Origin of the sequence: Neisseria sp. HMSC078H04 (assembly GCF_001838135.1) — a bacterium.
GTDB lineage: Bacteria > Pseudomonadota > Gammaproteobacteria > Burkholderiales > Neisseriaceae > Neisseria.
In genome coordinates this window covers 108,427-120,437 of the sequence record NZ_KV835825.1, presented here as the reverse complement: position 1 = coordinate 120,437, position 12,011 = coordinate 108,427, and the positions used below count along the sequence as shown (strand labels likewise).

12 protein-coding genes are annotated in these 12,011 nt (G+C 50.9%); all 12 read right to left on the bottom strand.

What is annotated here, in order from left to right; genetic code table 11:
- Position 1: 1 nt before the first annotated feature.
- Positions 2–1,498, bottom strand: a complete 1,497-nt coding sequence (locus HMPREF2560_RS02510) for an NADH-quinone oxidoreductase subunit M (protein ID WP_070606414.1) — start codon at positions 1,496–1,498, stop codon at positions 2–4.
- A gap of 178 nt (positions 1,499–1,676) precedes the next feature.
- Entirely contained in the window at positions 1,677–1,997 is a 321-nt protein-coding gene (locus HMPREF2560_RS02505; RefSeq protein WP_070606417.1) for a cupin domain-containing protein, read from the bottom strand.
- Positions 1,998–2,073: 76 nt separating this feature from the next.
- Positions 2,074–2,379 carry a chorismate mutase gene (locus HMPREF2560_RS02500; protein ID WP_070606420.1) on the bottom strand — a complete coding sequence of 102 codons (306 nt, stop codon included), beginning with the start codon at positions 2,377–2,379 and terminating at the stop codon, positions 2,074–2,076.
- Positions 2,380–2,449: 70 nt separating this feature from the next.
- The gene (nuoL, locus tag HMPREF2560_RS02495) at positions 2,450–4,474 is read right to left on the bottom strand and encodes an NADH-quinone oxidoreductase subunit L (protein WP_070734944.1); all 2,025 of its coding nucleotides are present in this window, start codon (positions 4,472–4,474) and stop codon (positions 2,450–2,452) included.
- A 2-nt stretch (positions 4,475–4,476) separates the two neighbouring features.
- Complete coding sequence (gene nuoK, locus HMPREF2560_RS02490; protein ID WP_003747881.1) at positions 4,477–4,782, bottom strand: NADH-quinone oxidoreductase subunit NuoK; 306 nt, start codon at positions 4,780–4,782, stop codon at positions 4,477–4,479.
- Positions 4,779–5,450, bottom strand: a complete 672-nt coding sequence (locus tag HMPREF2560_RS02485; RefSeq protein WP_070734945.1) for an NADH-quinone oxidoreductase subunit J — start codon at positions 5,448–5,450, stop codon at positions 4,779–4,781. Before HMPREF2560_RS02485 ends, nuoK begins: the two co-directional genes overlap by 4 nt.
- An 11-nt stretch (positions 5,451–5,461) precedes the next feature.
- The gene (gene nuoI / locus HMPREF2560_RS02480; protein ID WP_002216341.1) at positions 5,462–5,941 is read right to left on the bottom strand and encodes an NADH-quinone oxidoreductase subunit NuoI; all 480 of its coding nucleotides are present in this window, start codon (positions 5,939–5,941) and stop codon (positions 5,462–5,464) included.
- A gap of 55 nt (positions 5,942–5,996) precedes the next feature.
- Entirely contained in the window at positions 5,997–6,392 is a 396-nt protein-coding gene (locus HMPREF2560_RS02475; RefSeq protein WP_003676990.1) for a GFA family protein, read from the bottom strand.
- A 75-nt stretch (positions 6,393–6,467) separates the two neighbouring features.
- Positions 6,468–7,544, bottom strand: coding sequence for an NADH-quinone oxidoreductase subunit NuoH (gene nuoH, locus HMPREF2560_RS02470; RefSeq protein WP_070829753.1), 1,077 nt, complete (start codon positions 7,542–7,544; stop codon positions 6,468–6,470).
- Positions 7,545–7,546: 2 nt separating this feature from the next.
- On the bottom strand, positions 7,547–9,808 hold the full coding sequence (gene nuoG / locus HMPREF2560_RS02465) for an NADH-quinone oxidoreductase subunit NuoG (RefSeq protein WP_070734949.1): 2,262 nt from the start codon (positions 9,806–9,808) through the stop codon (positions 7,547–7,549).
- Between the two features lie 58 nt (positions 9,809–9,866).
- Positions 9,867–11,162 (bottom strand): NADH-quinone oxidoreductase subunit NuoF, encoded by a 1,296-nt coding sequence (nuoF, locus tag HMPREF2560_RS02460; protein WP_003686543.1) that lies wholly within the window; start codon positions 11,160–11,162, stop codon positions 9,867–9,869.
- 183 nt (positions 11,163–11,345) lie between these two features.
- Positions 11,346–11,930 carry a cold shock domain-containing protein gene (locus tag HMPREF2560_RS02455; protein WP_070873677.1) on the bottom strand — a complete coding sequence of 195 codons (585 nt, stop codon included), beginning with the start codon at positions 11,928–11,930 and terminating at the stop codon, positions 11,346–11,348.
- Positions 11,931–12,011: the final 81 nt, after the last annotated feature.

Below are 12,011 nucleotides of genomic sequence, written 5' to 3'. Positions count from 1 at the left end.
CTCAAATCTTGCTTTGTGCCACATGGGCAATCAAATCGTTTGCCGCTTGATGTACCACTTCGATAAACGCTTGCGGATACAGACCCATGCCCAAAACAGCAACCGCCAAAATCGCCAAAATCGCAAATTCGCGGCAATTGATGTCTTTCATTTCGGCAACGTGCGGATTGTGGATCGCACCAAAAATAACGCGTTTGTACATCCACAGGGTATAAGACGCACCGTAAATCAAGGTCATGGCAGCCAACGCGCCTACCCAGAAATTCACTTTAACCGCGCCCATAATCACCATAAACTCGCCCACGAAGCCGGAAGTTGCAGGCAAACCGGCATTGGCCATACCGAACAACATCATAAACGCCGCAAACTTAGGCATCACATTGACCACGCCGCCATAATCGGCAATATTGCGGGTATGCAGGCGGTCGTACATCACGCCGATACACATAAACATCGCGGCAGACACAAAACCGTGGGAAATCATTTGAACGATTGCGCCTTTCAATGCCCAGTCATTCAATTGGCCGTTCACGAACAGGAACATGCCCAAAGTGACAAAACCCATGTGGCTGATGGAAGAGTATGCCACCAGCTTTTTCATATCGGTTTGCACCAAAGCCACCATACCAATGTAAATCACGGCAATCAGGCTCAATACGATGATCACCGGGGCAAAATAGCGTGCCGCATCCGGCATAATCGGCAGGATAAAGCGCAAGAAACCATACGCACCCAGCTTCAGCGTAATGGCCGCTAACACCATCGAACCGCCGGTCGGCGCTTCAACGTGGGCATCCGGCAACCACGTGTGTACAGGGAACATCGGCACTTTTACAGCGAATGACAGGAAGAATGCCGCAAACAAAAGCTGTTGCACGCCCAACGGAATCTGTTTGATGTTTTGGAAATCGACAATAGAGAAGCTGCCTGTCTGATAGTACAGGTAAACCATGGCAACCAGCATCAAAAGCGAACCCATCAGCGTATAGAGGAAGAGCTTGACCGACGCATAGACGCGGCGCGGACCGCCCCATACACCGATAATCAGGTACAGCGGAATCAGCATACCCTCGAAGAACACATAAAACAGAATCGCATCCTGCGCGGCAAACGCACCGTTAATCAAACCCGACATCATCAGGAATGCCGCCATATACTGCGCCGGACGTTTCTGAATGACTTCCCAACCGGCCAATACCACCAACAGCGTAATAAACGCATTCAAGATGATAAAGAGCACTGAAATACCGTCCACACCCAATGCGTAGTTGATTTTCAGAAGCGGAATCCACTCGTGGAACTCGGTAAACTGATAACCGCCGCTCAACCGGTCGAAACCAGTAAACAGGGGCAGCGTTACCAAGAAACCGGCAAGCGCACCGATTAAAGCGAGCACGCGGGCAAACGGCGCACGGCTGTCCGGCCCCGTCGCCAAAACCAGCACGCCCGCAGCGATGGGTATCCATATTGCCAAGCTGAGTAGGTAGTTGGAAAACATAGTGGTTAACCTGTGGTTAAAATAAAAAATATAGTTGTATGGGTTGGTTTCCAGACGACATTTCAGGAGGCCGTCTGAAAAAGATTGTGTATTTTGTGTACGGCAAAATCAAGAAAAATGTATATCTGCCGTCATTCTCTTATTCTGTTGCTGTCTCAAACCTTCTTTTCAGACGGCCTCAAACGCTGTCCTCTTTCTCAATCACCAGAATCCGCGCCTCGCCGCACGGATGGGCGACGTGTTCCGTGCCGATTCCTGCATAGAAGATATCTCCGCTTTTTAAACGAACGATGTGTTCTTCGCCGTTTTCTCGGTAGTGCATCTCAACTTCGCCATCCATCACAGCAAACACTTCCTCGCCGTCGTTGATGTGCCATGTGTAGGGCTGGTCCGCCCAGTGCAGGCGCACGGTGGTGCCGTTCATATTGGCGATGTCGAGTGCGCCCCATGCGCGGGAAGCGGTAAATTCGGCGGAGCGGATGGTTTGTGTGTCTGACATGGTTTTTTCTCGCCTCTATATTTCAGACGGCCTCTTCCCTATTTTTCTTGTCAAAACCATTATCCGAAGATTTTGACTACGCTCCGTTGGTACGGTTGGTGTCCATCTCAAGTTTAATGAACGCATCAATCATACTGCGCCAAACTGCTTCTGCTACTTCGGGCGACAAACCGGTCTTTTCGGCATAAGCGCGGCGCGAGGCAATCACTTGAGCCACCCGTTCGGGCGCGGAAACCGCCTGCACATCGTTTTTAGGTTTCAGACGACCAGCCTGCCGTACCAATTTCTGCCGGCGGGCGAGTAATTCGATTAATCCCTTATCCAAACCATCGATGGCTTCACGGACTTCGTCCAGGGTTTGCGGTAATTTGTCTTCAATCATTGTTGCTCAAATTTTCTTTTTCAGACGGCCCTATACACAAACTATAGACAGGCCGTCTGAAATCCCGCTTTTATCGGAACAATCCCCAGAAGGTCATGCCGAGCAGTACCAATACGCCGAATACCATAGCGGCGGCGTAGGTGTAGATAAAGCCGGTTTGGACTTTACGCACTTGCGCGGCAATCGCGCCGACCAGTTTGGCGGAGCCGTTGACGATGCCATTGTCGATAATGGCGGTATCGCCGACTTTCCAGAAGAAAGTACCCAATGCGCGCGTGCCTTTGGCGAAAACATTGAAATACAGGGCGTCGAGGTAGTATTTGTTTTCAAACAAAACGTAAACCGGACGGAACGCCTGTGCAATTTTCGCAGGCAGGTGCGGCAGTTTGACGTACAAGAGCCATGCGCTCAATACGCCTGCGATAGCAAGGTAGAGTACAGGCGAATGCAGGCTGTGCGACACCATTGCCAATGCGCCGTGGAATTCTTCCTTCATGATGTGCATGGTCGGATGCGCGTCGGCATTAACGAAAATCACGTCTTTGAAGAAATCGCCGTAAAGCATAGGCTCGATAGCAACATAGCCGATGATGACGGACGGAATGGCAAGCAAAATCAAAGGCAGGGTAACGACCAGCGGGCTTTCGTGCGGATTGTCGTTTTTGCCCAAGCCGTGATGCTCTTCACCATGATGATCGTCATGATGTTCAGGCAGACTGCGCCATTTTTCTTCGCCGTGGAACACCATAAAGTATTGGCGGAACGCGTAAAATGCGGTAACGAACACGCTGGCGAGGACGGCAAAATAGGCAAAGCCGCTGCCCGGCAGGGTGCTGTATTTCGCTGCTTCGATAATCGAATCTTTGGAATAGAAGCCGGAGAAGAACGGCGTACCGATCAGCGACAAGTTACCGATCAGCATGGTTAGCCAAGTAATCGGCATGTATTTTTTCAGGTTGCCCATGTGGCGCATATCTTGGTCATGGTGCATACCGATAATCGCGCTACCTGCAGCCAAGAACAACAAGGCTTTAAAGAAAGCGTGGGTCATCACATGGAACATCGCCACGGAATAGGCAGACGCGCCCAGAGCCACGGTCATGTAGCCCAATTGAGACAAGGTGGAATACGCAACCACACGTTTGATGTCGTTTTGAATCACACCCAAGAAACCCATAAACAGGGCAGTAATCGCACCAATTATCATGATGACAGACAACGCAGTGCTGCTCATCTCATAAATCGGCGACATACGCGATACCATGAACAGACCGGCAGTAACCATGGTTGCGGCGTGAATCAATGCGGAAATCGGTGTCGGGCCTTCCATCGAATCAGGCAGCCAAACGTGCAACGGGAACTGCGCCGATTTACCCATCGCACCGACAAACAGGAGCAAACAGGTTACGGTAATCAAAGACCATTCCACACCGGGGAACAGTTGGATGGTGGCATTTTGTACGTTGGGCAGATAGGCGAATACATCTTGATAGCGCAGGCTGCCGCCGAAATAGGCAAGCACCAAGCCGATACCGAGCAAAAAGCCGAAGTCGCCGACACGGTTGATCAAAAAGGCTTTCAGGTTGGCAAATGTTGCGCTCGGACGTTTGAAATAGAAACCGATCAAAAGGTATGACACCAAACCCACAGCCTCCCAGCCGAAGAAGAGCTGGATGAAGTTGTTGCTCATAATCAGCATCAACATGCTGAAAGTAAACAAAGAAATATAGCTGAAGAAGCGTTGGTAGCCGACTTTTTCATCGTGCATATAGCCGATGGTATAGATATGTACCATCAACGACACGCCGGTAACCACGACCATCATCATCGCCGTCATCGTATCGACCAAGAAGCCGACGGAGAAATCCAAACCGCCCATTGTCAGCCAGGTATAGACGTTCTCGTCAAACTTGGTACGGCTGCCATTGAGGAATCCCCACAGCACATAAGCCGACAGCACGGCAGACACCGCCACACCGAGTATTGTTACGGTATGCGCACCGGCACGTCCGATTTTGTTGCCGAACAAACCTGCAATCAGTGAGCCTGCCAAAGGCACAAGGGCAATTACCAAATATAAAGTCATGTCGTTCATGATTACCCTTTCAACTCATCCAAATCGGCAACGTTGATTGTTTTTCTGTTACGGTACACCAATACCATAATCGCCAAACCGATGGCAGATTCGGCAGCAGCAACGGTCAGTACGAAAAATACGAAAATCTGTCCGGCGGTATCACCCAAATATTGGGAGAAGGCGATAAAGTTGAAGTTCACCGCCAAGAGCATCAGCTCAATGGACATCAGCAATACCAGCACGTTTTTGCGGTTCATAAAGATACCCATTGCGCTGATACCGAACAGGAGCGCACCCAATACCAGATAATGCGTCAAGGTAATCATGCTTTGCCCTCCCCTTCCGGCTTGAGGCCGTCTGAAACTTCGCTTTCTTCGGCAGATTCGACTTGCGGTTTGACCGCTTCCATTTTCACCAGACGCATACGGCCTTGATCGGCGCGTACTTTAACTTGGTCGGCAGGATCCATACGTTTCGGATTAACCGTTTTACGGTGAACCAGCGCAATCGCGGCCACCATACCCAACAGCAGCAATACCGCCGCCAACTCAAACGGTAACAGGTAGTCGGTATAAATACGGCTGCCCAAATCGCGGATATTGTTGTAATCGGCCGGAATGTCTTTCATCAGACCAAATGCGGCCAGGTTGGTTTTCGGATTGACCAGAATCAGGATCAGGGCAACCGCCAACAATGTGCCGACCACACCGGCAACCGGCGCATGACGCCAGAAACCGGCGCGCATTTCTTCAATGTCGATATTCAACATCATCACGACGAACAGGAACAACACCATCACGGCGCCGACGTAAACCACCACCAACGTCACGCCCAAGAATTCGGCCTGCATCAGCATCCAAAGCATCGCGCTCACGCAGAAGGTCAGCACCAAATGCAAAGCAGCATGCACAGGGTTTTTAGCGGTGACGGTACGGACCGCACCGTACAAAACGATGGCGGCAAGGATATAGAACAGAATCGCGGAAAAAGTCATTCGTCTGCTCCTTAACGATACGGCGCGTCAGCGGCTTTGCGTTTGGCGATTTCAGCTTCGTATTTGTCGCCAATGGCCAAAAGAATCGGCTTGGTCATGTGCAAGTCGCCTTTTTTCTCGCCGTGGTATTCAAAAATATGGGTTTCCACAATCGCATCGGTCGGGCAGGCCTCTTCGCAGAAACCGCAGAAGATGCACTTGGTCAGGTCGATATCGTAACGCTTGGTGCGGCGGGTGCCGTCTTCGCGTTCTTCCGATTCAATGTTAATCGCCATTGCCGGACAAACTGCCTCGCACAATTTACACGCAATACAGCGCTCTTCGCCGTTCGGATAACGGCGCTGCGCGTGCAGGCCGCGGAAACGCACGGATTGCGGCGTTTTTTCTTCGGGGAAGTAAATCGTGTCTTTGCGGGCGAAGAAGTTTTTGAGCGTTACGCCCATGCCTTTCACCAATTCGCCCAGCAGGAAGGTTTTTACTAAATTAGCCATTTTCGGATGCTCTTTTCGGATTGTTCTGTTTACAGGCCGTCTGAAAGCGGTTTTTTTAACCTGCCGCGCCCACCATTTCTAAAAACTCGGCTTCGGTCAGCTTCGGGGTATCGTTGGCCAAGTCATAATACGGAGCTTTGCAATCAATAAAGATTTGTGAGGTAGTTTCAAAGCCCGCGTTGTCGGCAAACAGCCCGGCGTTGATGTAATAATCGTTGCCAACCTGCACAAACAGGTGTGTGCCGCAGTGTTTGCAAAAACAGCGTTGCGCCCATTCGGACGACTGATAATGCGCGATGTGCTCGCTGCCTGTGATTTCGGGCGACCGGGCGGCCAAAGTAAAAGACGCGCCGCTGCCCCATGTGCGGCATTTCCCGCAATGGCAGGCGTGGAGTTCGCGGTTTTCAGCGGTTTCCAGTGATACTGCGCCGCACAGGCATTGAGCTTTCATCGGTTTCTCTCGGTTTGAAACGGTTAAAAATTTGGGGTTCAGGCTACCTGAAAACTTTCAGACGGCCTCCCTGCCCTATTTCCACAAATTCAGCGGTGAAATCATCCACACGCCCAAAATCACGATGTAGGCGAAGCCGATCGGAATCAGCACTTTCCAGCCCAAACGCATGATTTGGTCGTAACGGTAGCGCGGGAAAGTTGCACGGATCCACAGGTACCAGTACAGCACCGCCGCCATTTTCACGAACATCCAGAATGCGGAAGGCGTACCGACAAAGCCCCAGCTTTGCGGGAACGGAGACAACCAGCCGCCGAGGAACATCAGCGATGTCAGCGCGGCAATCAGAATCATGAAAATGTATTCGGCAAGGAAGAACAGCGCGAATGCGAAGCCGGAGTATTCAACGTGGTGACCGGCAACGATTTCAGATTCACCCTCTGCCACGTCAAACGGCGCACGGTTGGTTTCAGCAACGGCGGAAATCAGATAGACGATGAAGATTGGGAAGAGCGGCAGCCAGTTCCAAGAGAATACCGAACCGCCGGCAATACCTTTGGCTTGCGCGGCAACGATGTCGGAGAAGTTCATGCTGCCCGATACCATCACGACACACACCAGCGCAGCACTCATGGCAATCTCGTAGGAAATGCTTTGCGCGGAAGCACGCATTGCACCCAAGAACGAATATTTGGAGTTGGAAGCCCAGCCCGCGATGATCACGCCGTAAACCGACAGCGAGGTAATCATCAGGATGTACAAAAGGCCGATATTGATATTGGTCAGCACCCATTCTTCGTTGAACGGAATCACTGCCCATGCTGCAAAAGACGGGGCGAGCGACATAATCGGGCCGATGTAGAACAGGGCTTTGTTTGACAGCTTCGGACGGGTTACCTCTTTAAACAAGAGCTTGAACACGTCGGCAAACGGCTGAATCAGACCCCACGGGCCGGTTACGTTCGGGCCGACACGAAGCTGCATAAAGCCGATGACTTTACGTTCGAAATATGTCAGATAGGCAACGGTCAGAATCAGCGGAATCAGGATAATCACGATTTTGACGATGACGGATACCACCAAGCCTACGGTGATACCCAAATCGCCCAGACCGAGCGTTGCGGCAAAGAGGTTTTGGAACCATTCTTGCATGATCAAGCTCCCGCCAGTTCAATAGTGTCCATCAACGCACCCAGCGCGGCATTTTCGGTATGCAGCGGCAGATGCACCACGTTTTCAGGCAAACCGGCATCGGCTTTGACAGCAACCGATACGCTTGCGCCGTTTTGTTTGGCGACAGCGGTTTGTCCGTCTTGCAGGCCCAAGCGTGCCAATGTGTTCGGATTTACACGCGCGGCAGGCACAGCGGCATGGCTGGTTTCTTGCAACGGCGCGGAACGGCGCACGATAGAATCAGTGTGATAAATACCGACTCCGCCGACACGGACGAGGCGGTCTGAGGCCGTCTGAACGCCCTCCCCTGCCCATGTGCTGCGGTTGTCCAGTTTGGACGGCAGACTTTCCGCATCCAGCGCGTCTTTCAGAATCGCGGCGGTATCGTGGTATTCAAAGCCTTTCAGGTCAAACAGGTTGCCCAATACGCGCAACACTTTCCACATCGGACGCGAATCGCCGAAGCCTTGTACCACGCCGTGGAAAGATTGCAGACGGCCTTCCATATTGATGAAGCTGCCTGATGTTTCGGTAAACGGCGCAATTGGCAACAATACGTCGCACACGTCCAGCAACGTTTCGCTGACAAACGGCGTAAATGCCATCACGCTTTTTGCCTGTTTCAACGCTGCTACGGCTTTTGCACCGTCAACTGTATCGATTTCAGGCTCGACATTGAGCAGCAAGACTGCCTGTTTCGGCGCGTTTGCCATTTCGGCAACGCTCTCGCCGGAGTTTACATTCAAGACATCCGCACCAACGCTGTTAGCGGCTTGCGGCAAAATACCCAGCACTGCGCCGGTCGCGGTAGCCAGCTCTTGCGCGGCAGCATAAATGGCGGCGTAATCAGGATGGTTTTGCACTTCCGCGCCCAAAATCACCGCTGCTTTTTCAGCGTTTTTCAGGCTGGCGGTAACTGCGTGTTCCGCATTGGCAGACAGGTTTTTCAGACGGCCTGCCCATTCGTCGGGATGTGCGGCTTCTTGAGACAGAAGCGGCATAAACAATTCTTCTTTACTGCTGGCCAATACGCTCAAGGCCATACGGTCTTTGGCGGCGCGGCGCAGGCGGGCGGTCAAGAGCGGCTGTTCTTTGCGCAAGTTCGCTCCGACTACTAATACAGCATCGTTGTCCGCCAGCGATTCAATACTTTGTCCCAACCATTGCGCACCTTTAAGGCCGTCTGAAAGACGTTTGTCTTGTTGACGCAAACGGGTTGCAAAGTTTTTAACACCCAAGCCGTCGGAAAGTTTTTTGGCCAGATACAGCTCTTCAACCGTATTCATCGGATTGGCCCAAACGCCGACTTGGTTTTGATTGCCTTCTTTGGCGATACATTCAATCGCGCTGCGGACATATTCCAACGCGGTTTTCCAATCCACGTCCATCCACTCGCCGCCCTGTTTGATTTTCGGGTTTTTCAGACGGCTTTCGTGATACAGGCCTTCGTAGGCGAAACGATCGCGGTCGGACAGCCAGCATTCGTTGATGGCTTCGTTTTCCAACGGCAACACTCGGCGGACGGTATGGTCTTTGGTTTGCACAATCAGGTTGCTGCCCAAAGCATCATGGGCGGAAACGGATTTGCGGCGGTTCAATTCCCAAGTACGCGCGTTGAAGCGGAACGGTTTGCTGGTCAATGCGCCGACAGGACACAAATCGATGACGTTGCCTGACAATTCGGTTTCCACTGCTTTACCGATAAAAGGCATGATTTCGGAATGTTCGCCGCGGTTGGCCATGGCGATTTCTTGCACGCCGGCGATTTCTTCAGTGAAACGAACGCAACGGGTACAGTGGATACAACGGCTCATTTCCTCGGCGGAAACCAAAGGCCCCATGTCTTTGCCGACGACAGAACGTTTTTCTTCGGTATAACGGCTGGTGGTTTTGCCGTAACCCATCGCCAAATCCTGCAACTGGCATTCACCACCTTGGTCGCAGGTCGGACAATCAAGCGGATGGTTGATGAGCAGGAACTCCATCACGCCTTCTTGTGCCTCTCGGGCTTTTGCCGAATGCGTACGCACAATCATGCCGTCTGTAACCGGCGTGGCACAGGCGGGCAGAGGTTTGGGGGCTTTTTCCACGTCCACCAGACACATACGGCAGTTGGCGGCGATGGAAAGTTTTTTGTGGTAACAGAAATGCGGGATATAAGTACCGAGCTTGTGCGCGGCTTCAATCACCGTCGCGCCCTGCTCCACAGATACCTGTTTGCCGTCGATTTCGATTTGTAACATGGTTCGTTCCTAGTTACGGGTATTTAATAAATAATTCTTTTAGAGGCCGTCTGAAAACTTAGCACCACTTATTCGGTTTCATCGGTCCGCCGTGTTCGATGTAATGCACAAACTCATCACGGAAATGCTTGGTAAAGCTGCGGACAGGGAAGACGGCGGCATCGGCAAGGGCGCAGATAGTGCGGCCTGCCATTTGGTTGCCGACGGAATCCAGCAAATCCAAGTCTTCCATGCGGCCTTTGCCTTCTACGATGCGGTGGACGATGCGGTAGAGCCAGCCAGTACCTTCACGACAAGGCGTACATTGGCCGCAAGACTCGTCGTAGTAGAAGTAGCTCAGGCGTTCAAGGGCTTTCACCATGCACACGTCTTCGTCCATGACGATAATCGCGCCGGAACCCAACATCGAGCCTGCTTTGGAAATCGAGTCATAGTCCATATTGGTCTGCATCATGATATCGGCAGGCAACACGGGCGCGGACGAACCGCCGGGAATAACGGCTTTAAGTTTTTTACCGCCGCGCATACCGCCCGCCATTTTCAGAACTTCGGCAAACGGCGTGCCCAACGGCACTTCATAGTTGCCCGGACGCTCGACATGACCGGAAATACAGAATAATTTGGTACCGCCTGCATTCGGAATACCTTTATCGGCAAACGCCTGTCCGCCGTCACGGATAATGAATGGAACGGAGGAGAACGTTTCGGTATTGTTGATGGTGGTCGGTTTGCCGTACAGGCCGAACGAAGCAGGGAATGGCGGTTTAAAGCGCGGCTGGCCTTTTTTGCCTTCCAACGATTCGAGCAATGCGGTTTCTTCACCGCAAATATACGCACCGTAGCCGTGGTGGGCGAAGAGTTCAAATTCAAAATCCGAACCCAAAATATTTTTACCCAAAAAGCCTGCGGCACGCGCCTGCTCCAAAGCGGCTTCAAAGCGTTGATAGCCTTCGAAAATTTCGCCGTGGATATAGTTGTAGCCGGCTTTCGCACCCATTGCGTAACCGGCAATAATCATGCCTTCAATCAGGGCATGAGGATTGAACATGATGATGTCGCGGTCTTTAAATGTACCCGGCTCGCCTTCGTCGGTGTTACAAACCACATATTTTTCGCCCGGGAAGGAACGGGGCATAAAGCTCCATTTCAAACCGGTCGGGAAGCCTGCACCGCCACGACCGCGCAAACCGGAGGTTTTGACTTCGTCAATCACATCGGTTTGCGAGATGTTTTCGGACAGGATTTTACGCAGGGCGGTATAACCGCCACGTTTGACGTATTCGTCCAATGTCCAGCAATCGGGATTGGCGGTATCCACTTGGTCAAAAATCACGCCTGATTGGTAAATAGCCATTTTTGGTGTGCCTGTTTGTTTTCGTATAGGTTGCAGCCGTTGTTTTCAGACGGCCTAATATACCTTTGTATATCGACTCTATGCCGTCTAAAATAAAATATGTTGATTCACTAAAGTTGATATTTCAGACGACCTTGTATTTCGTTTTCATGGTTATAGACCTAGTCTACTTTGCTGAAGTTATCACAATCCACCGCATTTATCTTCACATGGGATCCCATCACCATCACCATCCATTTTGGTATCAGAACAATTCTGTAAAAACCATTTGGCCTCTTCGCATGACACCATCTGAGAACAATATTGCCTGCCATCACAACGATATTTATTACTATTGCTTTTTTTAGCTTGTATCGTAGCTGGATCATTAAGCTCTACTGGTGCATTAGTTTGTTTAGGGACTAATTTTGCTGCGGCGAATTGATATATCTGATAACCAATTAACCCGAAAAGTGCCAACCCTACCAATTGCGTCAATATGGAAGACGACGTATCTAAGGCAAAAAATGATTTTTTCTTTGCACTCGAACGATGGTTATGATTCCGCTTAAAATCTCTTGCCTCACGATTCAAGTAACGAATCTGTTTAGCAACATTTTTTCCTTTTCCGTTAGCAGATACTTCAAAGCCAACCGCCTCATTAAGTTCAGGACGAGGGCTTCTTTGGGAAAAGTCAGAAATATGGCAGAAAATTTCTTGTTTACTACCATCTATCCGTATAAAACCATAACCTTTTTCATCATCCCACTTAACAATTATCCCTTTCATTAACCGCTTCCCTTTTTATTGTTACTTTTAAATCACAATTTAAAATTTTGGAATAACTAGTAAGTTTGATTACAAACCGAA

Coding starts and splice junctions, on each gene's coding strand:
- HMPREF2560_RS02510 (WP_070606414.1), bottom strand. CDS start 1,498: ATGTTTTCCAACTACCTACTCAGCTTGGCAATATGGATACCCATCGCT.
- HMPREF2560_RS02505 (WP_070606417.1), bottom strand. CDS start 1,997: ATGTCAGACACACAAACCATCCGCTCCGCCGAATTTACCGCTTCCCGC.
- HMPREF2560_RS02500 (WP_070606420.1), bottom strand. CDS start 2,379: ATGATTGAAGACAAATTACCGCAAACCCTGGACGAAGTCCGTGAAGCC.
- nuoL (WP_070734944.1), bottom strand. CDS start 4,474: ATGAACGACATGACTTTATATTTGGTAATTGCCCTTGTGCCTTTGGCA.
- nuoK (WP_003747881.1), bottom strand. CDS start 4,782: ATGATTACCTTGACGCATTATCTGGTATTGGGTGCGCTCCTGTTCGGT.
- HMPREF2560_RS02485 (WP_070734945.1), bottom strand. CDS start 5,450: ATGACTTTTTCCGCGATTCTGTTCTATATCCTTGCCGCCATCGTTTTG.
- nuoI (WP_002216341.1), bottom strand. CDS start 5,941: ATGGCTAATTTAGTAAAAACCTTCCTGCTGGGCGAATTGGTGAAAGGC.
- HMPREF2560_RS02475 (WP_003676990.1), bottom strand. CDS start 6,392: ATGAAAGCTCAATGCCTGTGCGGCGCAGTATCACTGGAAACCGCTGAA.
- nuoH (WP_070829753.1), bottom strand. CDS start 7,544: ATGCAAGAATGGTTCCAAAACCTCTTTGCCGCAACGCTCGGTCTGGGC.
- nuoG (WP_070734949.1), bottom strand. CDS start 9,808: ATGTTACAAATCGAAATCGACGGCAAACAGGTATCTGTGGAGCAGGGC.
- nuoF (WP_003686543.1), bottom strand. CDS start 11,162: ATGGCTATTTACCAATCAGGCGTGATTTTTGACCAAGTGGATACCGCC.
- HMPREF2560_RS02455 (WP_070873677.1), bottom strand. CDS start 11,930: ATGAAAGGGATAATTGTTAAGTGGGATGATGAAAAAGGTTATGGTTTT.